Origin of the sequence: Agromyces sp. NPDC058064, from assembly GCF_042885275.1 — a bacterium.
GTDB lineage: Bacteria > Actinomycetota > Actinomycetes > Actinomycetales > Microbacteriaceae > Agromyces.
Map to the genome: position 1 here is coordinate 251,611 of NZ_JBHVSE010000004.1, position 23,956 is coordinate 275,566.

30 protein-coding genes and 1 tRNA gene are annotated in these 23,956 nt (G+C 69.2%); 13 read left to right on the forward strand and 18 right to left on the reverse strand.

The features are described 5' to 3' along the window. Window positions 1-12: 12 nt before the first annotated feature. The gene (locus tag ACFVSL_RS15060; protein ID WP_386941780.1) at window positions 13-807 is read right to left on the reverse strand and encodes a c-type cytochrome; all 795 of its coding nucleotides are present in this window, start codon (window positions 805-807) and stop codon (window positions 13-15) included. A 48-nt stretch (window positions 808-855) separates the two neighbouring features. Continuing rightward, a complete protein-coding gene (locus ACFVSL_RS15065) occupies window positions 856-1,491 on the reverse strand; it encodes a heme-copper oxidase subunit III (RefSeq protein WP_386941781.1) in 636 nt (211 codons plus the stop codon). 137 nt (window positions 1,492-1,628) lie between these two features. On the opposite strand from ACFVSL_RS15065, the gene trpD reads away from it, so the two are divergent. Next, the gene (gene trpD / locus ACFVSL_RS15070) at window positions 1,629-2,681 is read left to right on the forward strand and encodes an anthranilate phosphoribosyltransferase (protein WP_386941782.1); all 1,053 of its coding nucleotides are present in this window, start codon (window positions 1,629-1,631) and stop codon (window positions 2,679-2,681) included. A 66-nt stretch (window positions 2,682-2,747) separates the two neighbouring features. Here the strand turns inward: trpD and glpK are convergent, their stop codons facing one another. Beyond that, a complete protein-coding gene (glpK, locus tag ACFVSL_RS15075; RefSeq protein WP_386941783.1) occupies window positions 2,748-4,262 on the reverse strand; it encodes a glycerol kinase GlpK in 1,515 nt (504 codons plus the stop codon). Window positions 4,263-4,364: 102 nt separating this feature from the next. Beyond that, window positions 4,365-5,123, reverse strand: coding sequence for an MIP/aquaporin family protein (locus ACFVSL_RS15080; protein ID WP_386941784.1), 759 nt, complete (start codon window positions 5,121-5,123; stop codon window positions 4,365-4,367). A gap of 208 nt (window positions 5,124-5,331) precedes the next feature. On the opposite strand from ACFVSL_RS15080, the gene dhaK reads away from it, so the two are divergent. From dhaK to dhaM, 3 genes are read left to right on the forward strand one after another with little or no spacing between them, the layout of a single operon-like run. After that, on the forward strand, window positions 5,332-6,333 hold the full coding sequence (gene dhaK / locus ACFVSL_RS15085) for a dihydroxyacetone kinase subunit DhaK (protein WP_386941785.1): 1,002 nt from the start codon (window positions 5,332-5,334) through the stop codon (window positions 6,331-6,333). Between the two features lie 23 nt (window positions 6,334-6,356). Then, window positions 6,357-7,004, forward strand: a complete 648-nt coding sequence (dhaL, locus tag ACFVSL_RS15090; protein ID WP_386941786.1) for a dihydroxyacetone kinase subunit DhaL — start codon at window positions 6,357-6,359, stop codon at window positions 7,002-7,004. After that, window positions 7,001-7,726: a dihydroxyacetone kinase phosphoryl donor subunit DhaM gene (gene dhaM / locus ACFVSL_RS15095; RefSeq protein ID WP_386941787.1), complete on the forward strand. Its 726-nt coding sequence runs from the start codon at window positions 7,001-7,003 to the stop codon at window positions 7,724-7,726. The genes dhaL and dhaM overlap by 4 nt, the downstream gene beginning before the upstream one ends. A 70-nt stretch (window positions 7,727-7,796) precedes the next feature. Here dhaM and ACFVSL_RS15100 read toward each other — a convergent pair whose 3' ends face one another. Then, window positions 7,797-8,561 carry an SDR family NAD(P)-dependent oxidoreductase gene (locus tag ACFVSL_RS15100; protein WP_386941788.1) on the reverse strand — a complete coding sequence of 255 codons (765 nt, stop codon included), beginning with the start codon at window positions 8,559-8,561 and terminating at the stop codon, window positions 7,797-7,799. A gap of 59 nt (window positions 8,562-8,620) precedes the next feature. On the opposite strand from ACFVSL_RS15100, the gene ACFVSL_RS15105 reads away from it, so the two are divergent. Continuing rightward, window positions 8,621-8,956: a hypothetical protein gene (locus ACFVSL_RS15105; protein ID WP_386941789.1), complete on the forward strand. Its 336-nt coding sequence runs from the start codon at window positions 8,621-8,623 to the stop codon at window positions 8,954-8,956. Between the two features lie 98 nt (window positions 8,957-9,054). Continuing rightward, a complete protein-coding gene (locus ACFVSL_RS15110; protein WP_386941790.1) occupies window positions 9,055-9,636 on the forward strand; it encodes an RNA polymerase sigma factor in 582 nt (193 codons plus the stop codon). A gap of 22 nt (window positions 9,637-9,658) precedes the next feature. On the opposite strand, the gene ACFVSL_RS15115 is transcribed toward ACFVSL_RS15110, so the two are convergent. Further along, window positions 9,659-10,039 carry a YybH family protein gene (locus ACFVSL_RS15115; protein ID WP_386941791.1) on the reverse strand — a complete coding sequence of 127 codons (381 nt, stop codon included), beginning with the start codon at window positions 10,037-10,039 and terminating at the stop codon, window positions 9,659-9,661. A gap of 175 nt (window positions 10,040-10,214) precedes the next feature. On the opposite strand from ACFVSL_RS15115, the gene ACFVSL_RS15120 reads away from it, so the two are divergent. Together ACFVSL_RS15120 and ACFVSL_RS15125 are read left to right on the forward strand one after the other, a co-directional pair. Then, window positions 10,215-10,290: transfer RNA gene (locus ACFVSL_RS15120), tRNA-Gly, on the forward strand. A gap of 36 nt (window positions 10,291-10,326) precedes the next feature. Continuing rightward, window positions 10,327-10,803 (forward strand): GNAT family N-acetyltransferase, encoded by a 477-nt coding sequence (locus ACFVSL_RS15125; protein WP_386941792.1) that lies wholly within the window; start codon window positions 10,327-10,329, stop codon window positions 10,801-10,803. Between the two features lie 24 nt (window positions 10,804-10,827). On the opposite strand, the gene ACFVSL_RS15130 is transcribed toward ACFVSL_RS15125, so the two are convergent. From ACFVSL_RS15130 to ACFVSL_RS15140, 3 genes are all read right to left on the reverse strand, one after another. Next, complete coding sequence (locus ACFVSL_RS15130) at window positions 10,828-11,700, reverse strand: GyrI-like domain-containing protein (protein ID WP_386941793.1); 873 nt, start codon at window positions 11,698-11,700, stop codon at window positions 10,828-10,830. A gap of 69 nt (window positions 11,701-11,769) precedes the next feature. Beyond that, entirely contained in the window at window positions 11,770-11,895 is a 126-nt protein-coding gene (locus tag ACFVSL_RS15135; RefSeq protein WP_386941794.1) for a hypothetical protein, read from the reverse strand. After that, a complete protein-coding gene (locus ACFVSL_RS15140; RefSeq protein ID WP_386941795.1) occupies window positions 11,892-12,410 on the reverse strand; it encodes a GNAT family N-acetyltransferase in 519 nt (172 codons plus the stop codon). Before ACFVSL_RS15140 ends, ACFVSL_RS15135 begins: the two co-directional genes overlap by 4 nt. Window positions 12,411-12,429: 19 nt before the next feature. Between ACFVSL_RS15140 and ACFVSL_RS15145 the strand changes: the two genes are divergently transcribed. Then, window positions 12,430-12,570, forward strand: coding sequence for a hypothetical protein (locus tag ACFVSL_RS15145; protein ID WP_386941796.1), 141 nt, complete (start codon window positions 12,430-12,432; stop codon window positions 12,568-12,570). Window positions 12,571-12,827: 257 nt separating this feature from the next. On the opposite strand, the gene ACFVSL_RS15150 is transcribed toward ACFVSL_RS15145, so the two are convergent. The 4 genes from ACFVSL_RS15150 to ACFVSL_RS15165 all read right to left on the reverse strand — a co-directional run bounded on the left by ACFVSL_RS15150 (window position 12,828) and on the right by ACFVSL_RS15165 (window position 16,325). Next, entirely contained in the window at window positions 12,828-13,298 is a 471-nt protein-coding gene (locus tag ACFVSL_RS15150; RefSeq protein ID WP_386941797.1) for a hypothetical protein, read from the reverse strand. A gap of 54 nt (window positions 13,299-13,352) precedes the next feature. Next, window positions 13,353-13,922, reverse strand: a complete 570-nt coding sequence (locus tag ACFVSL_RS15155) for a dihydrofolate reductase family protein (RefSeq protein WP_386941798.1) — start codon at window positions 13,920-13,922, stop codon at window positions 13,353-13,355. A 28-nt stretch (window positions 13,923-13,950) separates the two neighbouring features. Beyond that, a complete protein-coding gene (locus ACFVSL_RS15160) occupies window positions 13,951-14,535 on the reverse strand; it encodes a GNAT family N-acetyltransferase (RefSeq protein WP_386941799.1) in 585 nt (194 codons plus the stop codon). Between the two features lie 269 nt (window positions 14,536-14,804). Continuing rightward, complete coding sequence (locus ACFVSL_RS15165) at window positions 14,805-16,325, reverse strand: SulP family inorganic anion transporter (protein ID WP_386941800.1); 1,521 nt, start codon at window positions 16,323-16,325, stop codon at window positions 14,805-14,807. A gap of 169 nt (window positions 16,326-16,494) precedes the next feature. On the opposite strand from ACFVSL_RS15165, the gene ACFVSL_RS15170 reads away from it, so the two are divergent. The 3 genes from ACFVSL_RS15170 to ACFVSL_RS15180 all read left to right on the forward strand — a co-directional run bounded on the left by ACFVSL_RS15170 (window position 16,495) and on the right by ACFVSL_RS15180 (window position 18,129). Further along, window positions 16,495-16,872 (forward strand): MerR family transcriptional regulator, encoded by a 378-nt coding sequence (locus ACFVSL_RS15170; RefSeq protein WP_386941801.1) that lies wholly within the window; start codon window positions 16,495-16,497, stop codon window positions 16,870-16,872. 334 nt (window positions 16,873-17,206) lie between these two features. Further along, window positions 17,207-17,683 carry an AAA family ATPase gene (locus tag ACFVSL_RS15175; RefSeq protein ID WP_386941802.1) on the forward strand — a complete coding sequence of 159 codons (477 nt, stop codon included), beginning with the start codon at window positions 17,207-17,209 and terminating at the stop codon, window positions 17,681-17,683. Between the two features lie 260 nt (window positions 17,684-17,943). Continuing rightward, window positions 17,944-18,129 (forward strand): hypothetical protein, encoded by a 186-nt coding sequence (locus ACFVSL_RS15180; protein ID WP_386941803.1) that lies wholly within the window; start codon window positions 17,944-17,946, stop codon window positions 18,127-18,129. An 87-nt stretch (window positions 18,130-18,216) separates the two neighbouring features. On the opposite strand, the gene ACFVSL_RS15185 is transcribed toward ACFVSL_RS15180, so the two are convergent. The 4 genes from ACFVSL_RS15185 to ACFVSL_RS15200 all read right to left on the reverse strand — a co-directional run bounded on the left by ACFVSL_RS15185 (window position 18,217) and on the right by ACFVSL_RS15200 (window position 22,333). Beyond that, window positions 18,217-18,558, reverse strand: coding sequence for a YciI family protein (locus tag ACFVSL_RS15185; RefSeq protein WP_386941804.1), 342 nt, complete (start codon window positions 18,556-18,558; stop codon window positions 18,217-18,219). 540 nt (window positions 18,559-19,098) lie between these two features. Further along, window positions 19,099-19,767 (reverse strand): pentapeptide repeat-containing protein, encoded by a 669-nt coding sequence (locus ACFVSL_RS15190; protein ID WP_386941805.1) that lies wholly within the window; start codon window positions 19,765-19,767, stop codon window positions 19,099-19,101. Then, entirely contained in the window at window positions 19,764-22,124 is a 2,361-nt protein-coding gene (locus tag ACFVSL_RS15195; RefSeq protein WP_386941806.1) for an ATP-binding cassette domain-containing protein, read from the reverse strand. Before ACFVSL_RS15195 ends, ACFVSL_RS15190 begins: the two co-directional genes overlap by 4 nt. Then, window positions 22,121-22,333 carry a hypothetical protein gene (locus ACFVSL_RS15200; RefSeq protein WP_386941807.1) on the reverse strand — a complete coding sequence of 71 codons (213 nt, stop codon included), beginning with the start codon at window positions 22,331-22,333 and terminating at the stop codon, window positions 22,121-22,123. The genes ACFVSL_RS15195 and ACFVSL_RS15200 overlap by 4 nt, the downstream gene beginning before the upstream one ends. 155 nt (window positions 22,334-22,488) lie before the next feature. Here ACFVSL_RS15200 and ACFVSL_RS15205 point away from each other — a divergent pair, with 155 nt between their 5' ends. After that, complete coding sequence (locus ACFVSL_RS15205; RefSeq protein ID WP_386941808.1) at window positions 22,489-23,091, forward strand: HdeD family acid-resistance protein; 603 nt, start codon at window positions 22,489-22,491, stop codon at window positions 23,089-23,091. An 82-nt stretch (window positions 23,092-23,173) separates the two neighbouring features. Here the strand turns inward: ACFVSL_RS15205 and ACFVSL_RS15210 are convergent, their stop codons facing one another. Beyond that, on the reverse strand, window positions 23,174-23,941 hold the full coding sequence (locus ACFVSL_RS15210) for an SDR family oxidoreductase (RefSeq protein ID WP_386941809.1): 768 nt from the start codon (window positions 23,939-23,941) through the stop codon (window positions 23,174-23,176). Window positions 23,942-23,956: the final 15 nt, after the last annotated feature.

Genomic DNA, 23,956 nt, shown 5'->3' on the forward strand with positions numbered 1-23,956 from the left:
GCCGGGCGTGCGCTAGTTGGACTTCGCCGTGATCCACACGGTGATCGCGACGATCGCGCCGAGACCGAAGATCCAGATGAACAGGCCCTCCGCGACCGGGCCGAGCGAGCCGAGCTCGAATCCGCCGGGGGAACGGTTGTCCTGGACGTACTTGAGGTACGTGATGACGTCGCGCTTGTCTTCGGGCGAGATGTTCAGGTCGTTGAACACCGGCATGTTCTGCGGGCCCGTGACCATGGCCTCGTAGATGTGGACGCCCGAGACGTCGGTGAGCGGGGGAGCGAACTTGCCCTCGGTCAGTGCGCCGCCGGCGCCGGCGACGTTGTGGCACATCGCGCAGTTGATGCGGAAGAGCTCGGCGCCGTTCGCCGCGTCGCCGCCGCCGTTGACGAGGTGGTCGCTCGGGATCTCGGGGCCGGGGCCCAGCGAGGCGACGAAGTAGGCGAGCTGCTTGACCTGCTCGTCGGTGAACTGCACGGGCTTCTGCTGGGCCTGCGGGCCCTGCATCTGCATCGGCATGCGGCCGGTGCCGACCTGGAAGTCGACCGAGGCGGCGCCGACGCCGATGAGGCTCGGTCCGTTCTCGGTGCCCTGGGCCTCGAGGCCGTGGCAGGTCGCGCAGTTCGCCTGGAAGAGCTTCTTGCCCTCCTCGATGGTCTGCTGCGAGTTCGGGTCGACTTCGGCCTGGGCGACGGTGCCGGTGCTGAGCGCTGCGTAGGCGCCGCCGGTGAAGACGAGTCCGAGCGCGAGGAGCGCGACGGTGGCGAGCGGGTGCCGGCGTCCGGCGCGTCGCTTCGAGCGAGTCATGTGGTTCTTCCTGTTCACGGGCATGAGGGCTGACGCTTCTGGGGCGGCTTACTTCAGTACGTAGATGACGAGGAAGAGTCCGATCCAGACGACGTCGACGAAGTGCCAGTAGTACGAGACGACGATCGCGCTCGTGGCTTCGCGGTGGCCGAAGTTCTTGACGGCGAACACGCGGCCGATGATGAGCAGGAACGCGATCAGTCCGCCTGTGACGTGGAGGCCGTGGAAGCCGGTCGTCAGGTAGAAGGCGGAGCCGTAGGCGTTGGAGTCGATCGCGATGCCCTCGGAGACGAGGGTGGCGTACTCCCAGACCTGGCCGGCGACGAAGATCGAGCCCATGGCGAAGGTGAGGAAGAACCACTCGACCATGCCCCACTTCGCGAGGTTGTACCACGCGCCGGTCGCGTACGGCTGCATGCGCTCCGCCGCGAAGACGCCGAACTGGCACGTGAACGACGAGAGCACGAGGATGATCGTGTTCGTCAGCGAGAACGGGAAGTTGAGTCGATCGGCCTCGAACGCCCAGAGCTCGGGCGACGTCGATCGCAGCGTGAAGTAGATCGCGAAGAGGCCGGCGAAGAACATGACCTCGCTGCCCAGCCAGACGATCGTTCCCACCGCTACGGTGTTCGGTCGATTGATCACGGGCGCGCTCGCCTGATAAGTGATTGAGGTGCTCGTCACCCCCCCATTATGGCCGAAATCAGGCCTGAGTTTTCGTCATCCGCGCGGACCGTGTCGTGCGAGGCGAGTAAGGGAACCCTAAGTCGGGCTGTGGGAAGCCCGTGAATCCGCCTCGAATCGGCGGATAGGATCGGGACATGCCCGCTCACCAGAATTGGCCCGACATCCTGAACTCCCTTCTGCAGGGGGTAGATCTGAGCGTTTCGGATGCCGCGTGGTGCATGGAGCAGGTGATGACGGGCACTGCGACGGAGGCCCAGCTCGCGGCGTTCCTCGTCGCGCTCCGCATCAAGGGGGAGACGGTCGACGAGATCGTCGGCTTCCGCGATGCCGTCCTCGAACACGCCGTTCCGCTCGAGGCGGACCCGATGGCGCTCGACATCGTCGGCACCGGCGGCGACCGCTTCGGCACGGTGAACGTCTCGACGATGGCGTCGATCGTCGCCGCGGCCGCGGGCGTGCCCGTGATCAAGCACGGCAACCGCGCCGCGAGCTCCGCCTCCGGCTCCTCCGACGTCCTCGCGGCGCTCGGGCTCGACCTCGCCCTTCCCGCCGACCGCGTGACGCGGGTGCTCGACGAGGCGGGCATCACCTTCGCCTACGCGGCGGCGTTCCATCCTGGATTCCGTCACGCCGGCGCCGTCCGCGCCCAGCTCGGCGTGCCGACGGTCTTCAACTTCCTCGGCCCGCTCTGCAACCCGGCCCGCCCCGAGGCCTCGGCGGTCGGCGTCGCCCAGCTCGACCGGGTGCCGCTCATCGTCGGCGTGTTCCAGACCCGCGGCGCCACCGCGCTGGTGTTCCGCGGCGACGACGGACTCGACGAGCTCACCACCACCGGACACAGCCATATGTGGGAGGTCTCGGGCGGCACCGTGAAGGAGCACGACCTCGATCCGCGCGACCTCGGCATCCCTCGCGCGAGCATCGACCAGCTCACCGGCGGCGACGCGGCGCACAACGCCGCGATCGTGCACGAGGTGCTCGGCGGCGCGAAGGGCCCCGTCCGCGACATCGTGGTGCTGAACGCCGCGGCCGGTCTCGTCTCCTTCGAGCTGGCGAAGGACCCGTCGCAGTTCCAGCGCCCCATCCTCGACCGCTTCCGCGACAAGATGGCGATCGCCGAGGAGACGATCGACCGCGGCGCCGCCGCGACGAAGCTCGACGAGTGGATCGCGGCGACCAAGCGCTGAGGCCCGACCGACAGCGGCGCGGGCCCCGTGGCATCCACGGGGCCCGCGCTCGGTGTTCGGCGAGTGCTACTTGACGTCCTCGTCGACCCAGTCGAAGGTCTTCGAGACGGCCTTCTTCCAGAGCCGGAGCTGACGGTCGCGCTCGGCGGCGTCCATCTCGGGCTCCCAGCGGGAGTCCTCCTGCCAGTTGGCGCGGAGCTCGTCGAGGCTCGACCAGAAGCCGACCGCCAGGCCTGCCGCGTAGGCCGCGCCGAGCGCGGTCGTCTCGGCGACGACCGGACGCACGACCGGCACCCCGAGGATGTCGGCCTGGAACTGCATGAGCGTGTTGTTCGCGATCATGCCGCCGTCGACCTTGAGTTCGGTGAGCTCGACCCCCGAGTCGGCGTTCACCGCGTCGAGCACCTCCCGGGTCTGGAACGCCGTCGCCTCGAGCGCCGCCCTGGCGATGTGCCCCTTGTTCACGAAGCGGGTCAGGCCGACGAGGGCGCCGCGGGCGTCGGGACGCCAGTACGGTGCGAACAGGCCCGAGAACGCCGGCACGAAGTACGCGCCGCCGTTGTCCTCCACCGACTTCGCGAGGTCCTCGACCTCGGGGGCGCTCGAGAAGAGGCCCAGGTTGTCGCGCAGCCACTGGATGAGCGAACCCGTGACGGCGATCGAGCCCTCGAGCGCGTAGTGCGGCGCCTGGTCGCCGAGCTTGTAGCCGAGCGTCGTCAGCAGCCCGTTCTTGGAGTGGACGATCTCCTCGCCGGTGTTGAAGATGAGGAAGTTGCCCGTGCCGTACGTGTTCTTCGACTCGCCGGCGTCGAACGCGGCCTGCCCGAAGGTCGCGGCCTGCTGGTCGCCGAGGATTCCGGCGACCGGCACCTCGCGGAGCAGGCTCGACGGCTCGACGGTGCCGTACACCTCGGAGGAGCTCTTGATCTCGGGGAGCATCGAGCGCGGCACGCCGAAGGCGGCGAGGATGTCGTCGTCCCAGGCGAGCGTCTCGAGGTCCATGAACATCGTGCGGCTCGCGTTGGTCACGTCGGTCGCGTGCACGCCGCCCTCCGGACCGCCGGTGAGGTTCCAGAGCACCCAGGTGTCGGTCGTGCCGAAGAGCAGGTCGCCCGCCTCGGCCTTCTCACGGGCCCCGGGCACGTTCTCGAGGATCCAGACGATCTTCGTGCCCGAGAAGTACGTCGCGAGCGGGAGACCCACCTGCTGCTTGAACCGCTCGACGCCGCCGTCGGCCGCGAGGCGGTCGACGATCGGCTGCGTGCGGGTGTCCTGCCAGACGATCGCGTTGTACACCGGCTCACCGGTGTTCTTGTCCCACACGACCGCGGTCTCGCGCTGGTTCGTGATGCCCACCGCGGCGATGTCGTGGCGGGTCAGGTCGGCCTTGCCGAGCGCCTGGCCGATCACCTCGCGGGTGTTGCGCCAGATCTCGGCGGGATCGTGCTCGACCCAGCCCGCCTTCGGGAAGATCTGCTCGTGCTCGAGCTGCCCGGTCGACACGATCGATCCGGCCTTGTCGAAGATGATCGCGCGCGAACTCGTCGTGCCCTGGTCGATAGCCAGGATGTAGTCGGCCATGACTTCCTCTCATTCATGCGTGCGAGGCCGGTCGCCGCGCACGCTCGGTTCAGTGGCTGGGCGGAGCGGGCGGCGGGGCCGGTTCGACCCCGCCGCCGCGATTCAGCCGAGCACGGGCAGCAGCGCGAGCGCCGCCCAGCCGGCGATGAGTCCGCCGATGATCGGGCCGACGACCGGGACCCAGGAGTACGACCAGTCGGAGCCGCCCTTGCCCTTGATCGGCAGGACGGCGTGCGCGATGCGCGGACCGAGGTCGCGCGCCGGGTTGATCGCGTAGCCGGTCGGACCACCGAGCGAGGCGCCGATCGCGATCACGAGGAACGCGACGGGAATCGCGCCGAGCTCCGCCGGGGTGCCGCCGTAGCTGAAGCCCAGGATGACGAACACCAGCACGAAGGTGCCGATGATCTCGGTGACGAGGTTCCAGCCGTACGAGCGGATCGCGGGGCCGGTCGAGAACACGCCCAGCTTGTTCGCGGCCTCGGGCTCGGCGTCGAAGTGCTGCTTGTACGCGAGCCAGCAGAAGATCGCACCGATGAACGCACCGACCATCTGCGCACCGATGTACGTCGCGATGGAGGCGCCGTCGATCGGAATGCCGGGAACGAACTCCGTCTCGCCTTTGCCGAGCCGGTTCACCGCGAGCCCGAGCGTGACCGCCGGGTTGAGGTGAGCCCCGGACGCGTACGACACGATGACGCCGGCGAAGACCGCGAGGCCCCAGCCGATGTTCACCATGAGGAACCCGCCGTTGTGGCCCTTGTTCCTGATGAGCGCGACATTGGCGACGACGCCGCAACCGAGCAGCACCAGCATCGCCGTGCCGACCATCTCCGAAAGGAAGATGACTCCGAGATTCATTTCAACCCCCTCCGATGCGGGAGCTTCGTCGCCCCCGCTCACTGGTCACGATAGCCGCGCGGCACCGTCAGGCGGAATGCCCCCGCCGGAATCGGCTTGAAGCCCCTTACGCCGGAGGCAGCCGCGGGCGTAGGTTTGCGAGGGAGTGCTGCGTCGGGGTCGATGCACGGTCGCACGACCGCAGGCAGCCGCGGCGGAAGGGGTGTCCGTGAAGAAGATCATCAACGACCCGAAGCGCGTGGTCGACGAGTCGGTCGCAGGGTTCGCGCTGGCGCATGCCGATCTGGTGAGGGTCGAGACCGACCCGATCCACGTCGTGCGCGCCGATGCGCCGATCGCCGGCAAGGTCGGCATCGTGAGCGGCGGCGGCAGTGGGCACGAGCCGCTGCACGCCGGCTACGTGGGCTTCGGCATGCTGGATGCCGCGGTGCCGGGTGCGGTGTTCACCTCGCCGACGCCCGACCCCATCCTCGCGGCGACGAAGGCGGTCGACGGCGGCTCGGGCGTCCTCCACATCGTGAAGAACTACACGGGCGACGTGCTCAACTTCGAGACCGCCGCCGACCTCGCCGCGGCCGAGGGCATCACGGTGCGTGCGGTCGTCACGAACGACGACGTCGCCGTGAAGGACTCGCTGTACACGGCCGGGCGCCGCGGCGTCGCCGGCACGGTGCTCGTCGAGAAGATCGCCGGCGCCGCCGCCGAACGCGGCGACTCGCTCGACGAGGTGGCCGCGATCGCCGAACGCGTGAACGCCGGCGCCCGGTCGATGGGACTCGCCCTCACGCCGTGCATCGTGCCGCACGCCGGCGAGCCGAGCTTCACGCTCGCCGAGGACGAGATCGAGATCGGCATCGGCATCCACGGCGAACCGGGGCGCGAGCGCGTCGCACTCGAGCCGGCAGACCGGCTCGTCGACCGGCTGCTCGAGCCGATCCTCGACGACCTCCCGTACGCCTCCGGCGAGCGCACGCTGCTGTTCGTGAACGGCATGGGCGGCACGCCGCAGGTCGAGCTCTACCTCGCCTACCGGCGGGCGGCCGAGGTGCTCGCGGAACGCGGCATCCCGATCGCCCGATCGCTCGTCGGCAACTACATCACCTCGCTCGAGATGCAGGGGATGTCGATCACGCTGCTGAAGCTCGACGACGAGATGATCGAACTCTGGGACGCCCCGGTGCAGACGGCTGCACTCCGATGGGGCCGATAGGCCGGGAAGGCGAGGGGGAACCGGTGGGATTGGACATCACCTGGGCGGTCGACTGGGTCAGGCGGAGCGCGGACCGCATCTCGGAGCACCGCGTCGAGCTCATCACTCTCGACCGGGAGATCGGCGACGGCGACCACGGCGAGAACATGGATCGGGGGTTCCAGGCGGTGGTGGCGAAGCTCGACGACCTGCCCGCGGGCTCGACGCCCGGTGACGTGCTGAAGCTCGTGGCGACGACCCTGATCTCGACGGTCGGCGGGGCCGCGGGGCCGTTGTACGGCACGGCGTACCTGAAGGCCTCGGGCGCGGTCGGCGGTGCGACGTCGCTCGACGGCGCCGCGGTCGCCGCGCTGCTCGCCGCCGCGCGCGACGGCATCGTCAGCCGGGGCAAGGCGGAGCCGGGCGACAAGACGATGGTCGATGCCTGGACGCCGGCCGTCGACGCCGCCGAGGCTGCGGCGAGCGCGGGTGCCGACGCCGCCGAGGTGTTCGCCGCGGCGGCCTCCGCCGCAGAAGCCGGCGCGGTCGCCACCGAGCCGCTCGTCGCGCGCAAGGGCCGGGCGAGCTACCTCGGCGAGCGCTCCGCGGGGCACCGCGACCCCGGCGCCGAGTCGAGTGCACTCCTCCTGCGGGCCGGGGCCGACGCCGCGGCCGACGGGGCAGGGGCATGAACGGGGGAGCCCAGGGCAAGGTCGGTCTCGTCTTCGTCTCGCACTCGTCGCAGATCGCGGCGGGGCTCGTCGAGCTCGCTCGCCAGATGGCACCGACGGCGGCACTCGAACCCGCCGGCGGCACTGACGACGGCCGCATCGGCACGAGCTTCGATCTCGTCTCCACGGCGATCGCCGCGGCCGACTCGGGCAGCGGCGTCGTGGTGCTGTGCGATCTCGGCTCGGCCATCCTGACGACCGAGACCGCCCTCGACTTCCTCGACGACGAGCTGCGCGCTCGCGTGCGCCTCGTCGACGCGCCGCTGGTCGAGGGCGGGGTCGCCGCGTCGGTGGCCGCCGAGGCCGGCGACCCGCTCGATGCCGTGGTCGCCGCGGCCGAGTCGGCACGCGGCGTCGCGGGCGACGGCTCGCCTGCCGGGTCGCGCACGGATGACGCGCAGCTGGCCGGCACCGGCACCGAGGCATCAGGCTACTCGCGGAGGGTGACGCTCGTGAACGCCGACGGCCTGCACGCGAGGCCGGCGGCGGAGCTCGTGAAGCTCGCCGCGACCTTCGACCATCGAGTGACGGTGAACGGCGCCGACGCGAAGAGCCTGCTGGGGATCATGTCGCTCGGCCTCACGAAGGGCGCGGAGGTCGAGATCGCCACCGACGACATCGCCGGTGCGGCCGAGGTCGACGCCCTCGCGGAGCTCACTGCGTCGGGGTTCGGCGAGCACTGAGCCCGTCGCACCAACACGCCTGCACGGCGGTACGGCGGTGCGACGGGCGGTGCGCGGCGGCGCTGAACGCTCAGTTGCCGCCCGCGATGCGGATGTCGGCCCCAGTGGTGTAGCTCGCGTCGGAGGACAGCAGGTAGGCGACGGCGCCGGCCATCTCGTGCGCTTCGCCCGGGCGGCGCATCGGGATGCCGGGCGCGCGCTCGTCAGGCGCATCGGGGCGGCCGGCCGCGGCGTGGATCTCGGTACGGGTCGTGCCCGGCGAGACCGTGTTCACGCGCACGCCGACCGGGGCGAACTCCTTCGAGGCGCCCGTGGTGAGCGCGTTCAGCGCGGCCTTGCTCATCGCGTAGGGGATGTAGGTGTTCGGGGAGCCCGACTTCGCGGCGCCGGAGGAGATGTTGACGATCGATCCGCCGGCACCGCCGCGGTCGGTGGCCATGTGCTCGATCGCGGCACGCGTGAGCACGATCGGGGCGAGCACGTTCACCCGGAAGAGCAGCTCGGTCTCGTCGAGCGGGGCGTCGAGGAAGGGGCCGATGCGGCCCGTGATGCCCGCGTTGTTCACGAGGCCGGTGACGCGCCCGAACGCGGCGATGGCGGCGGGCACGACCCCCGCCGCCGCGTCGAGGTCGCCGAGGTCGGCCTGGAGGAGGAGCACCTTCGCCCCCGCGGAACTGCAGCGCTGCGCGATCGCGTCGGCCGCGTCGGCCCGTTCGCGATAGGTGAGCACGAGGTCGTGCCCTTCGGCGGCGAGGCGCTCGGCGATGGCGGCGCCGATGCCGCGGCTTGCGCCGGTGATGATGGTGACCGGGCGGGGGAGCGAAGCATCCGTCATGGGGCAAGCCTACGGCGCGCCTCTGGTGATGAGGATGCCTCAGGCGTACCATCTGCGGTATGGCACGCGACGCAGCGAGCCGCCCTGACGACGGCAACGCTTTCACCAGATTCTTCGATCGAGTCGATCACGCGCTCGAGCCGATCTTCGGCGCTCCGCCGATCACCGAGGGGGTCGACCAGGCCGACCCCGCCGAGCTGCAGACGCGACCGTGCCCGGTCTGCGGGCACGCGATCGCCGAGCACCGCTTCGACGATACGAACGGCAACATCGTCATGACGTGCCCGACCGACGAGCGGCTGCCCGAGCGGGCGACGAACGCGCCGCTCAACGAGCTCGGCATGCCGCTGACGGGGCGTCGGGCCGAGCGCGCGACGCCCTCGTCCGCACCCTGACGACGGCGCGCGCTACGCGCGGGGGAGTGCGACCCCGGTCATCGAGTCGATAGCATGCGTACGCATGAATCGATCCGGATGACTCGGAGGTCACCTGCATGGGCGAGCACACCGCGACCGGGCGACCCCCGCGGGGCGGACTCGCCGCCGCCGACCGACGGCAGGCGCTCACCGCGATGCTGGCGGCTGAGCCGCATCGACTGCGGCGGCGCAGCATCTCACTCGGGGTGCGTCCCGACGACGCCGACGACGCGGCGCAGATCGCGGCCATGCGCGCGTGGCGCTCGATCGACGCGCTCGACGCGACGGATCCCGGCACGATGTGCTCCTGGCTCGACGTGATCGCGCGGCGCACGGCCATCGACCTCCACCGCCGCACTCCGCCGACCGACGGCGAGGTCGAGTGCGAGCGGCTGCGGGCCGCGCAGGACGTCGAGCGAGCGGTCGAGACGCAGGCGCGCCTCGCCGCGGCGTTGCGTTCGATCCGCGCGCTCGCGCCCGAACTGCGGGAGCCGCTGCTCATGAGCGCGGTCGACGGGCTCTCGGCGACGGAGATCGGTGATCGCCTCGGCATCAGCGCCGCGGCGGCGCGACAGCGGGTGTCGCGTGCGCGCAAGGCGCTGGCGAGGCATCCGGCCGGCGCCCGGGCGGGGAGCCCGCCGAGTCGGCCCGTCGACTGACCGCGGGCCGACTCGGCCCCGATCAGGCCGTGCCGAAGGGATTGTCGATGACGAAGCGCCACCCCATGGCGTCGTCGTGGACCGCGACGTCGGAGGTGGTTCCGGCGAGCGCGATCTCGCTGCCGTCGGGGCCCGTGCCGCGCATGGTCCAGTCGGCGATCGCGAGGCCCGTCGAGCCGCTCACGAAGGTGCGGCGGACCGTCATGGTGATGGGCAGTCCGAGCGCGAGGAACTGCTCGAGCGCGGCGCGCACCTGCGGCACGCCCTGGACGGGCTGACCGGGCGCCGGCACGAAGACCGCGTCGGGCACGTTCAGGGCGAGGAGGCCATCGAGATCGCGGGCGTTGAACCGCTCTGCGAAGGCGAGGTTGAGCTGATCGAGGGAGGTGACCGGAGTCGTCATCTCGAGTCCTTTCAGTGTGGTGAGCCCGGCGGTCGCGGGGCTCCATGAGAAGGACGCGGGCCGGGGGTATCCGTGACAGGTTCCCCGAGCATGCCGAGTGGTGAATGTTCGTATCCCGGAACCGGTATACTGGGGAAGTCGGCTCGCGAGGGCCGGCGCGGGGCCAGACCCCGATGCGGACGTAGCGCAGCTGGTAGCGCGTCACCTTGCCAAGGTGAAGGTCGCGGGTTCGAACCCCGTCGTCCGCTCCATATCGATCTCCCCTCGTGGTATGCCAGCATGGCGTGATGACGACCGTGACCGTACGTGCGATGACGCAGGACGAGTACGACGACTGGCAGCGCGACATCGCTGAGGCCTATGCCGAGGAGCAGGTCGCCGCGGGGCGATGGTCGCAGGACGGCGCCGTGCAGCGGGCCCGCGACGAGAACGCCGAGCTGCTGCCGCAGGGCCTCCGGACCCCGCGCATGCTGGTGCTGCGCGGGGTCGATGCGTCGGGTGAGCCCGTCGGCCGCGCTTGGGTCGGACTCGATCATCCTCGCGGCGCACCGGACGTCGCGTTCCTCTACGACATCGAGATCCTCGAGCCGCGGCGCGGGAACGGCTTCGGTCGCGCCCTGCTGGCGGCCGTCGAGGACGTGGTTCGCCAGGCCGGCGTCCCCGCCCTCGAGCTCAACGTGTTCGGCCCCAACCACCCCGCGATCGCGCTCTACGACTCCGCAGGGTACGAGGTCACGACCCAGCAGATGCGCAAGGCCCTCTGAGCGGCACGCGCGACCGATCGCCGGTCACTGCCCGGATCGCTCGACCGGCAGCCACAGTTCGCACGTGGCGGTGCTGAAGTCGGCGGAGCGGTCGAGCACCGCCACGATCGACGGGCCCGGCCGCAGGCGCCACGGGTTCGACGGGAACCAGTCGGTCGCCGTCGCCGCCCAGGTCGACTGCAGCACCGCGGGATACGCGCCTTCGGCGCGGAACACCGCCCAGGCTCCGGCGGACACGTCGATGGCGTCGAGGTCGCCCGGAACCTCCGCATGCTCATCGACGGCCACGCCGTGGAGGTAGGTCAGTTCGCTGCCCTCGGTGTAGTCGGGGTCGACGCCGTCGCTCACCTGCAGCAGGCCCTCGGGCTCGGTGCTGCTCAGGGCCTTGAGGCGGGCGTGCTCCGACATGGGCAGCGCGGCGATGTGCGCCTGGATGTGCGGATTCGTGCCCTCGTGGATGAGCGGGACGCGTGCGGCGTGCCCGACGAGGCGGAATGCGGGTCGGTCGGAGATTCGGGTGTCCATCGGGGTGTTCCCTTCTACGGTCAGGCGGAACCTGAGCTGCGGTTGCGTGCGAAGGGGGCCGCCGTCGCGACGGACGTCGGCGGGGCCGGCACCGTGCACGGCCCGGAACGCCCGGCCGAACGCCTCGGTCGAGCCGTAGCCGTAGCGCACCGCGATGCCCAGCAGCTCACCGTCGCCGAGCACCTCGGCCGCAGCGACCGTCATGCGCCGACGCCTCACGTACTCGGAGAGCGGCATGCCTGCGAGCGACGAGAACATCCTGCGGACGTGGTACTCGGTGGTGCCGAGGGTGCGAGCGAGCACCGCGAGGTCGAGGTCGTCGGCCAAATGCAGTTCGACCTCGTCGACGACCCGGTTGAGTATCGCGATCACGGTTCCTCCTTCAACACCCAGCCTCGTCGGGGTCGTGCGTTCGCACCCGACTTCCGCGGTTCGATTCGATCAGGGCATGAGCAGCGCGGCGACCGGACTGAAGTGCAGGCCGTCGTCGCCCAGTGTGCTGCCGGCGTGCTCGGTCGCGCGGCGGCGGCCGTCGCCGAGGGCGGTGAGGCAGCTCGGCGCGGTCACGTCGCAGCTCGCTCTCGTCTCCCGTCGCGCATCGCCATTCCGAGACTCGGGGCGACGTCGTCGAAGCCGAGCGAGCGGTAGAGGCGCTGCCCGGGCGGATCTCCGATGAGGCTGATGTACGCACCTTCCGGCGCCCGCTCGCGGATGTCGGCGATGAGCCAGTCGAGGACCCGACGATCGAGGCCCCTGCGCTGGTGCGCCGGATCCGTGGCGATGTCGGCGATGTGGAAGTACCAGCCGCCGTCGCCGATCGTACGGCCCATCGCGACCACGGTGCCGGTGCCGTCGAGGATGTGACAAGCCGACCAACTGCCGGTGATCGCGCCGGCGCCCTGTTCCGGAGTCTTGGGCGACAGGCCGGAGTCGCGACGAAGACGCAGATAGTCCTCGAGTGGCGGGGGGCCGCTGATCAACGTGTAGCCGACGGTCATGGCATCAATTCTGGATGAGTTCGCGTTCACCGGCTGAGCACGAACAACCGGGCCGTCGTCCGGGTGGCTCGCCGCCGGTGACATCCCGCTCGATGGCCGCGGCGTGCTGAACGTGTCGGAGGCATCCTTCGACCGCACCGGGTCCGACTGGGGTCAGATCGGGGTGACCGTCGCCGGCCGCCACGTCTTCGACCTGACCGACTCGGTCGTCTACTCCGCCGGCCGCAGCACCGTCAGCACGTAGCTGTCGGGGTCGGGGCACGCCTCCTGCAACGCGGCATCCGTCTCCGGATCCATGAATCGGGGATCGTCCCCGACCGCCGGGAACCAGACGAATCCGGGCCACGTCTCGACCCAGACGTCTCGTCCGGGTGGCTCTGCCACCTCGATGCCGTTCGCCGCGAGGCATGGGCCGTAGAAGCCGGTCAGGTAGTCGTAGACCCAGCCGAGCTCGGCGTCGGTCGGGCCTGCGCGAGTGATCTTCGTCGGGTGGGCGGCGTCTCAGGCGTACGCCGCGATCCACTCCGCTTCGGTGGTGCCCGACCAGCTGATGGTGTCGGGTTGACCATCGGTGTTCTCAGCGGTTCGCCCTTCGTCGATCTGCAGGCCGGCGGCTTCGTAGCACGCGCGCAGCACGTCGACGCGGTTCTGGTCGGTGACATACCCCTCGAACTCGACCGCAGGACGCACGGCGTCGGGGAAGCTCGCAAGCACACCCTGCCAGCGCTGATCGGCGTCGGCGAGCCGTTTCGCCTCCGACTCCGCCTCGGTGAGCGGGGGAGCGGGCTCGGGGTACGGTGCCAGCTCGGGCATCTCGATGCTCACGATCGCGGCTGCCGACTCGGTCGGCGCTGCCGTGGCGCCGCTCGGAGGTGGCGTCGCGCACGCGGTCATCAGGGCGAGGGATGCCACGGAGAGGGCGAGGCACCGACCGACGACCGTCGCGGGCCGCCGGATGAGGAATCGGGTCATGGGCTCGATGGGTGCGGAGAACCGGCTCCGGATCAAGGCGACTCGGTGATCGCCTCAGGCAGCTGCTCGCACCGGGCGGAATCGCACGGCGACCGCCCCGGACCTGAACTCCTGCCGTTCGACGAGCTCGAGCTGGATGCGTTCGCGCAGCCCGGCGAGCAACGTCGGCCCGTGTCCGGCGAGGACCGGCTGCACGACGAACTCGTACTCGTCGATCAGGCCCAGGTCCGCCAAGGCCAGGGGGAGTGTCACGCCACCGACCCACAGACCCTCGCCGGGCTCCTCCTTGAGCCGTCGCACCTCCTGGCCCACGTCGCCTCGGAGGAGCTCGGCGTTCCAGTCGGCCTCGTCGAGCGTGCTCGACACGACGTACTTCCTGGCCCCGTCGATGGCCTCGGCGAACGGGATCTCCCACTCGTCCATCCAGTCGGGCCAGCTGCCCGTGGCCGGCTTCCGCCAGGCGCCTTCCATCATCCCGTAGGTCACCCGGCCGAACAGGAGGGCATCGGCCCGCTCCATCTCGGCCGTCCAGTAGCGCATCGACTCTTCGTCGGGCGGGAGCCCTGCCTCGTGATGGCAGCATCCGTCGAGCGTGACGTTGATCGAATAGCGAAGCGGTCTCATCTGGTGCTCTCCTCGATGCCGGATGGCGTCAGCCGCGGGCCGGTGCGACCGTCTTGCGCATCACGGTCTTGCTCTTGCCGATGTGGCGCTCGAACGTGAATCCCGCCTTCTCGAACATCGCCCTCGTGCCGTTGTGGAGGAACGAGGACGACGTGCGCTTGCCGGGGACGAGCTCATTGGGGAACGAGACCACCTCGCCCCCGCCGGCCTGAGCGATGAGCGCGAGCGCGCCGTCCAGCGCCTCCCGCGCCACTCCGGACCGCCGGTGGTCGCGATCGACGAAGAAGCAGGTGATGCGCCACGGCGCCGGATGGGTCTCGCCGGCGTCGTACTGCTTGCGGTGGTAGATGTTCGGGAGTTCGAGCGGACTGCCGTACTCGCACCACGCGATGGCCTCGTCGCCGTCGAACACGAGGGCGGCGTGCGCGATGCCCTCGGCCACGAGTCGCTGCTTGAACGTCGGCCGGTCGTGCTCGTCCTTCACGGTGTGCTCGGTGTCGTCGTGGAAGTAGGAGCAATAGCATCCGCCCCAGACCCCGTTGTGCTTCTCCGCGAGCGCCAGCCAGGCCGGGAAGGTCTCGGGGGAGAGCGGCTTGATGACGTGCGTCGTCATCGCAACGTCACCCGCCTCAGCGTGCGATCCGCCCGTCCGAGACGTTCGATCGCTCGCGGGCAGCGGCGGACGTGCTTGGTCACGAACTCATCATCGGCCACGGCAGACTCCTCGGCTCGGTCCTGACAGTCTGCCGACTTGGTCCGACGATTGACAAGGTCGGCAGACACCAGAGGAGGTGCGCTTCACTGAGGTGCCGTCGCTGAAGGCGGAGGTCGTCAGCGAGTGGTACGACGATCAGCCGCGGTACCGGCGGCTTGGCACGTCCCCTAGTGGCCGGCTCCGAGCTTGCCGGCGAGGCGTTCGTGCATCTTGGTGCTGGCTTCGTTCATGCCGGTGATGATGACGCGCTTGCCGTGGTGTTCGTACTTCGTGGTGATGGCGTCGAGCGCGGCGACGGTCGAGGCATCCCAGATGTGCGAGTTCGACATGTCGATGACAACCCGGTCGGGGTCGCCGGTGTAGTCGAACTGAGTGGTGAGGTCGTTGCTCGAGGCGAAGAAGAGCTCGCCCTCAACGCGATAGTTCGCGGACGGGACGGCGGCTTCCTCGTCGAGGCTGCGTTCAACGGTGGCGAAGTGGGCGACCCGACGAGCGAAGGCGACCATTGCCACGAGGACGCCGACGATGACACCGATCGCGAGGTTGTGCGTCGCGACGACGACGGCGACTGTGACGATCATGACCGTCGTTTCGCTCTTCGGCATCCGCTTGAGCGTGGACCAGCGGATCGAATGCCAGTCGAAGGTCGCGACCGAGACCATGACCATGACCGCGACGAGCGCGGCCATGGGGATGATGGCGACGAGGTCGCCGAGCACGACGACGAGGATCAGGAGGAACACCCCGGCCAGGAACGTGGAGATGCGTGTGCGGGCGCCGGAGACCTTCACGTTGATCATGGTCTGACCGATCATGGCGCAGCCGCCCATGCCGCCGAACAGGCCGGACAGCACGTTCGCGGCGCCCTGCCCGAGGGCCTCGCGGGTCTTGCGCGAGCGCGTGTCGGTGACGTCGTCGACGAGCTTCGCGGTCATGAGCGATTCGAGGAGGCCGACGAGTGCCATCGCCAGTGCGTAGGGGCCGATGGTCCTGAACGTGTCCCACGTGAGCGGGACGTTGGGGATGAACAGCTCGGGGAGACTCCGGGGGAGTTCGCCTTGGTCGCCGACGGTGGGCACGCTGAGTCCGATGCTCACGGTGGCGACGGTGATGAGCACGATCGACACGAGCGGAGCCGGCACCAGTTTGGTCAGCTTCGGGAAGAGCACCATGATCGCGAGACCGGCCGCAACCAGCGGGTACACCATCCACGGCACACCGATCAGCTGCGGCAGCTGCGCCGAGAAGATCAGGATCGCCAGTGAGTTCACGAATCCGACCATGACGCTGCGCGGGATGAATCGCATCAGCTTTGCAACGCCGAGCACTCCGAGGACGACCTGGAAGAGGCCGGCGAGGATCACGGTCGCGATGAAGTAGTCCATCCCGTAGTCGCGGGCGACCGGCGCGATGACGAGGGCAACTGCACCGGTGGCCGCGGTGATCATCGCGGGGCGTCCGCCGAGGAACGCGATCGCGACCGCCATGACGAACGAGGAGAACAGGCCCACTCGAGGGTCGACACCGGCGATGATCGAGAAGGAGATGGCCTCGGGGATGAGCGCAAGGGCGACGACGAGGCCGGCCAGCACCTCTTTCGTGAGGACGTGCGGGGTCCGCAGTGCGGTCAGAACGGATGGCTCGGCCACGTATCGGTTGGGTGCGTCGGGGCGCGGGGTGATCACCACAGGTGGTTCTCCAGATCGAGGGCGGGATGCTCGTGGATCCCTGAGAGGCGTCGAGGGGTCGCGCGCCGCGTTGCGCCAAGACCGAGAATGGACATCGTCGCCGGGGGACCCGGCGAGCAGTGGAACTCTACCCTAACGTAAGGGTAGAGTTATTCGGGAGGGGCGGAACGTGACGGACTCAGGCATGATGCACATCGGCGAGCTCGCCGAGCGGACGGAGCTCTCCCTGCGCACGATTCGTCACTACGACGAGATCGGACTGTTGAAGCCCTCAGGACGAAGCGATGGCGGGTTCCGGCTCTACACCGACGCCGATCTCGAGCGACTGTTCATCATTCGTCGCATGAAGCCGCTCGGGTTCTCGCTGGAGGAGATGGCCGAGCTTCTGCGCATCATCGACATTCGCCACACAGGCGACGCCGAGGCGCGCCGGGTCGTCGACGCCGACTACGAGCGGTACGTCACCGAAGCTGAAGAGCGCCGTTCCCAGCTGCAACGCCAGCTCGACATGGCGGACGAGTTCCTGGCTCGGCTGCGCAGCGCGTAGCGATGCGGATCCAGTCACGGTGCGAGCCGGGGGAGAAGTCACTGAGTCGTTCTCCATAAGCTCGGGCCAGACGCATTGAGCACCACGGTCTCTGCGAGTTCTGGATCTATTAATGGTGAAGCCACTTATCCGATTTTCCATAATGCTCGGTCCTTGGAGCGTTTAGCGCCCCGTCATCGCGACAGTAATGCGGGCGGGTCAAACGGCGATCGGGATTGCCTGGATCTCTCTCGTCGCTCCGCTCGATCGCCGGCATCGATGGGGGAACGGTCAGGGACCGGCTTGCGGGCGTCCGGTCACGGACCTTTATCGGCATCTGGGTAGAGTTGGGATGGTGAGCAGGGTCGTCATGATGTGCGGGCCGGCCGGTTCCGGGAAATCGACCGTCGCTAGAGAACTCGAAGCGAGGGGAATGACACGACTCTCGTTCGATCGGGAGGCCTGGCGACGCGGGATCCATGTGATGCCCCTCCCGCCCGAGGTGCACGAAGAGATTGAGCGAGAACTCCGCGCCCGCCTCGTCGAACTGGTCACGGCCGGTGCAGACGTTGTCCTCGACTTCTCGTTCTGGTCAAGACGATCACGACTCGCGTTTCGTGACCTGTTGCGACCACTCGGAGTGGTGCCCGAAACGATCTACCTCGCGACTCCACGAGAAGTTGCGCTTGAACGGATGCAGAAGCGCAGACATGAACACGCGGACGACTATGCGCTCGCTGCGGAGCTCGCGGCCGAGTACTTCGACCACTTCGAGCCTCCGACCGCCGACGAAGGCCCGCTCACCGTACTTCGAGCAGCTGGACCGCAATAGCGCCGGCTTACGGGCAGTTTGCGGTTCCGCTTACGTGAGGTCAACTACTAAGGTGGCGAGATTGCGCGAGCGGAAGAAGTCCTGTTCAGCTGGCAATTTATGCAGATCAATGATTTACTGTCCGACATAATGTGCATTATCGGCATACGTGACAAGGGTCATTTCGACCCGCGCCAGCTCATCCCGCACCTGCTCATCATCGCCGAAACCCGTTCGATGGATCGGTACTGCGCAGCGCTCACCACCGATAGGTTCGACGCATGTACGAACTCTTCGACTTCAGTGCGCTGTACAGTCTCGTCTGGGTCGTCTTCGCCCTTGTCGTGCTCGCCGCGGTCGTGAGCCTCATCGTCTTCCTCATCGCGGCGGCGAAGGCGGCGTCCGCACTGGCGCGCTATCGGCACGTGCAAACCGAGCTGCTGCTCTCCGAGGCCGTGCGCGACTGAAGCGCGTGGGCTCGAGCCTGCCCGTTCCGACATAATCTGCGGTACCCCACCCCGAGGCGTTCTCGCCTCGGCTGTCGGCGTCGACCGTCAGCTCTCGGGGTCGTACATGAATTCGCGCACCTCCTGTGCGCACCGGCAGGCCGCCGCGAACCTCGCCGCCCATTCGACCGCCGCCTGGCGAGATGGCAGCTCCAGCACGGCGTAGCCGCCTTCGATCGTCGTCGTCTGGGGGTAGGTTCCCTCGGTCACATTGCCCACCTCGTCGACCATGACGGGTGGCACCGACTCGTCGAGCCCACCGCCGAAGACCCAGACCCCGGCATCCTTCGCCGCTCGCAGGACGGCGTGCGCATCGCGCGCTGCGTCCCGCAGCTCGTCCTCGGTGAGCACCATGGCGGCGCTGGGAAACGAGATCAGGTACTTGGTCATGCCTCAGCCCTCGACCCCGTGGTCGCGCAGCGAGATGAGCGCCGCGATGCCGGCGCTCATCGCGACGAACCCCAGCAACCAGACGACGACCTTCATCAGGCGGACTCCCCCATCGGCCGATGGTAACGCGCGAGATTGCGACCGACCAGTGCGTCGCCGAGAGCGATCGAGCAGCTGCTTCACCGTGAGGCAGCCCGTGGGTCGATGTCCCGCCGTCGATGCCCCTCCCCTCCCCCGGGTGCCTGCACCGCACATCCGGGGTCGGATCCGCGGACGGATCGGTGCTGCCGAGGCGGCGGCCGCGCACCGATCGAGAGGCCGCCGCATCGAGCGGCGGCCTCTCGATCCCAGAGCCGAGGGGCGAGCTGCGGCGCGTGCTCGGGCACGTGCGCCTGGATGCGCTCGGCGACCGCGCGATCGCCTCGGCCAAGTCGATCCCCTTCGCTCAGTCGGCGTTCGTGGCTGTCGACTTCGACACTGGCGATCGGGGCATTCCGATGTCTCCGGGCCGATGGGCCGAGAATCGCTCGGAATCCCCGGTCAGTCGATGATTCGGATGCCGATATGGCTCGCGAGACTCGGCGCCAGGAGGGCGACCTGCATGCCGTCGAGCGTCGCGCCGCGGAGGCCGGCGATGCCCTCGAGGGACGACATCGCGGCGAAGTCGAGCCCCCGGAGATCGACATCGCGCAGGGTCGCCCCGGTGACGGCGAGCGCCCGGACCTCGCAGCCGTCGAACGCGACGCGCTCGGCACGCGCGTTGCCGAGATCGAGCTCTTCGATATCGCAGTCGGTGAAGCGGAGGTCGCGGATCTCTGCGCCCCGGAGGTTCACGAACCCGAGCTTGCAGCCGACGAACCGCACCGACTGCCACCGGTTGTCGATGAACTCGACGGAGCCGAGCCGTGAGCCCGAGATGACGACGTCGCGCAGCTCGGCGCGCGGTGCGTGCAGCACCGGTGCTTCGAGGCGCTCGATCGAGGTCCCGCGTATCGCCGCGCCGCGCAGCCTCGTCTCGTGGGCCGACACTCCCCTGAGTTCGCACTCGTCGACCCGGAGGCCCGTCAGGTCGCGCTCGCTGAGATCGGCGGCGGTGAAGCGCCGACCCTCGACGACGGCGCCGGCAACCAGGTCGGCGTCGTCGCCGTCGACGAGGTCGGTCAGGACGAGTTCGTCGATGCGGGGCGGGGCGAGGCGAGCCGGCTTCATGCGCCGACGTACTCGGCGAGATGCTGCCCCGTGAGCGTCGAGCGCGACGCCACGAGGTCGGCGGGCACGCCCTCGAAGACGATGCGGCCGCCGTCGTGGCCGGCACCCGGCCCGAGGTCGATGATCCAGTCGGCGTGCGCCATGACGGCCTGATGGTGCTCGATGACGATGACCGTCTTGCCCGAGTCGACGAGGCGGTCGAGCAGGCCCAGCAGGTTCTCGACATCGGCGAGGTGCAGGCCGGTCGTCGGCTCGTCGAGCACGTAGACCTCCCCCGGCTCGCCCATGGCGATGGCGAGCTTGACGCGCTGCCGCTCGCCGCCGGACAGCGTCGAGAGCGGCTGACCGAGGGTGAGGTAGCCGAGCCCCACGTCTTCGAGGCGGCTGAGGATCTTGACGGCCGCGGGGAGCTTCGCCTCGGCCGAGTCGAAGAAGCGGTGCGCCTGGGCGACCGGCAGGTCGAGCACCTCGGTGATGTCGAGCCCGCCGAGCTTGTAGTCGAGCACCGCCGCCTGGAACCGCTTGCCGCCGCAGTCTTCGCAGGGCGTCTCGATCGTGTCCATGAAGCCGAGCTCGGTGATGATCACGCCCGCGCCCTTGCAGCTCGGGCACGCCCCCTCCGAGTTCGCGCTGAACAGCGCCGGCTTCACCCCGTTCGCCTTCGCGAACGCCTTGCGGATCGGCTCGAGCAGCCCGGTGTACGTGGCGGGGTTGCTGCGCCGGGAACCCTTGATCGCGCCCTGGTCGATCGAGACGACGCCGTCGTGCCCTGCGACCGAGCCGTGGATGAGTGAGCTCTTGCCCGACCCGGCGACTCCGGTGACGACCGTGAGCACGCCGAGCGGGATGTCGACGTCGACGTCGTCGAGGTTGTTCTCGTCGGCGCCGCGGATCTCGATCGCGCCTTCGGAGCCGCGAATCTCGGCCTTGAGCGTCGCGCGGTCGTCGAGGTGCCGCCCGGTCAGGGTGCCGCTGGCCTTGAGGCCGTCGACGGTGCCCTCGAAGCAGATCTCACCGCCGTTGCGCCCCGCACCGGGGCCGAGGTCGACGACGTGGTCGCCGATCGCGATCGTCTCGGGCTTGTGCTCGACGACGAGCACGGTGTTGCCCTTGTCGCGCAGCTGCAGGAGGAGCGTGTTCATGCGCTGGATGTCGTGCGGGTGCAGCCCGATGGTCGGCTCGTCGAAGACGTAGGTGACGTCGGTGAGCGAGGAGCCGAGGTGGCGGAGCATCTTGATGCGCTGCGCCTCACCGCCCGACAGGGTGCCGCTCGGCCGCTCGAGGCTGAGGTAGCCGAGGCCGAGGGTGACGAAGGCGTCGAGGTTCGCACTGAGCGCCGCGAGCAGCGGGCCCGCTTCGGGCAGCTCGAGCCCCCGCACCCATTCGGCGAGGTCGGTGACCTGCATACGGCAGGCGTCGGCGATGCTGACGCCGTTGATCTTCGACGAGCGGGCGCCCTCGGTGAGTCGGGTGCCGTCGCACTCGGGGCAGCGCGCGAAGGTGGCGACCCGCTCGACGAAGGCGCGGATGTGCGGCTGCAGCGCGTCGAGGTCCTTCGACAGCATGGCCTTCGTGATCTTCGGGATCAGCCCCTCGTAGGTCATGTTGATGCCGCTGATCTTGACCTTCGTGACCTCGCCGTAGAGGAAGAGGTGCCGTTGCTTCTCGGTGAACTGCTCGATCGGCTTGTCGGCCGGATAGAACCCCGACTGCGAGAAGCCCTTCACCATCCAGCCGTCGGCCGTGTAGCCCGGAACCATGATCGCGCCGTCGTCGAGCGACTTCGACTCGTCGACGATCTGGGCGAGGTCGAGGTCGGAGACCGAGCCGCGCCCTTCGCACCGCGGGCACATGCCGCCGAGATAGATCGCGTCCTTCACGATCTTCTTCTCGCCGCCGGGGCCGGTCATCACCCCGCTCGCCTTCTGCGTCGGGATGTTGAACGAGAAGGCGGTGGGCCCGCCGATGTGGGGCGTGCCCAGCTTCGAGAAGAGGATGCGCAGCATCGCGTTCGCATCGGTCACGGTGCCGACGGTCGAACGGGGGTTCGCCCCGAGCCGTTCCTGGTCGACGAGGATCGCGGTCGTGAGGCCGTCGAGCACGTCGACGTCGGGACGCGGGACCGAAGGCATGAACCCCTGCACGAAGGCGCTGTACGTCTCGTCGATCATGCGCCGCGACTCGGCGGCGATCGTGTCGAAGACGAGCGAGCTCTTGCCCGAGCCCGAGACGCCGGTGAACACGGTCAGCCGGCGCTTCGGGATCTCGACGTCGACGTCCTTGAGGTTGTTCTCGCGCGCCCCCTGCACGCGGATGAGGTCGTGGCGGTCGGCCTGGTGCGGTGAGGCGGTGCTCATCGGGTCTCCATCGCGAGTCGTGGGTCGGGCACGCGCGCAGAAGGCGCGCCGTGCTCACCCGGTTCGAGGTCGATCCCTCGATCTAAGCAGTTCGCACCGACATCGGCGGGTGCCGCGTTCGCGCCCTCGGCGAACGCGGGATGATCGGCGGGCAGGTCACGGGCGCGGACGATGAGGCACATGCCGTCACGGTAGTTCGCACGTGGCATCCGGCGCTTCTCGATTCATGACCGATCGCCGTCGCGACCGGCGTTCCCCTGCCATTCGTCGCACTCCGTCGCATTGCGACGCGCGCATTCACATCCGATGCCCAGCTTGCATTCGGCCATAGCCTTGCCTCAACCTGCCCACGAAAGGACACACCATGTCGAACCCGCAGAGCACCGGGCTCTTCGCCACGTTCTCGCTGGACTCCGAAGAGCTCTCGAAGTCCGCGATCAACACCGTCCGCGCGACCCTCGGGATCAGCGGCGCGGTCGCGCTCATCGTCGGAATCCTGATCACCTTCTGGCCGAAGGACTCGGCGGTCGTGCTCACGGCGATCCTCGCGGTGTACTTCCTCATCGCCGGTATCGCCTACCTCGGCCTCGGCATCTTCTCGAGGGGGATCTCGGGCGGCGCGAGGGCGCTGGACATCATCCTCGGCGTCCTGTTCATCCTCGGTGCGGTGCTCGCGTTCGCGAACCTCGGTGCGACGACCGCCTTCCTGGCGGTCTTCATCGCCATCCTGATCGGCGTCCTGTGGATCGTCGAGGGCGTCGTCGCCCTCGTCCAGATCGGCGACGCCCCCTCGAAGGGCTGGGCGATCTTCTTCGGCCTGCTCAGCATCCTCGCCGGCATCGTGCTGCTCTTCTCGCCGATCTGGGGCGCCGTCGTGCTCTTCGTCATCGCGGGCATCGCGCTCATCGTGCTCGGCATCGTGCAGATCGTGCGCGCCTTCACCTTCGGTCGCGGCGCGAAGGTCTGAACGCCCGCCGCACGGCGATGAAGAAGGCCGGTCCCGGATGCTCCGGGGCCGGCCTTCTTCTCGTGCTGCGACTGCGGCGGGATCAGGCCTCGGGGGCGAAGCCCGACACGTCGCCGACGTAGCGCGTGCGGTCGGCGGGCACGGGGTCGACGACGGCTGCCGCGACCTCCGCGGCGAACTCCGCCACGTTGTAGAGGCGGCCCGCGTCCTGCTTGCGCGCGTCGATCGCGCCCGGGTTCGCGCGCTCGAGGAGCGTGGCCGTGATGGTGCCCTCGATCATGTCGCCGGACACGACGACGAACTCGACGCCCGCGGCGTCGAACTCGGGGAGCTTCGCGCGCAGCGCGTCTTCGCCGGCGCGCTTCGAGAGGGCGACGGGCTCGTACTCGGGCATCGTCGGCGTGGTGCGGATGAAGTGCGCCTGGTGGCTCGTGACGAAGACGATGCGGGCGCCCTCGGCGAGGTGCGGCAGCGCGCCGTCGACGACGTTGACCTGCGCGTCGCGGTTGAGGCGCATCGCGTAGTCCTCGCCCATGCCGGTCTCCATGCCGCCGGAGGCGTTCAGGACGAGCACGTCGATGGGGCCGAGCTCGGCGACCGTGCGCTCGAACATCGCAGCGACCGACGCGGGGTCGGTGAGGTCGGCGCCGACGGCGATCGCCGTTCCGCCCGCGGCGGTGATCTCGGCGACGACCTTCTCGGCGCGGGGCGCCTTGCTGCGGTAGTTCACGACCACCGAGGCGCCTGCGGCGGCGAGGGAACGGACGGTGTCGGCGCCGATTCCACGCGACGAGCCGGTCACGAGCGCGACGCGGCCGGCGAGCGAGCCGGGGGCGAGAGGGTTGGTCACTGGAGGTCTCCTCGA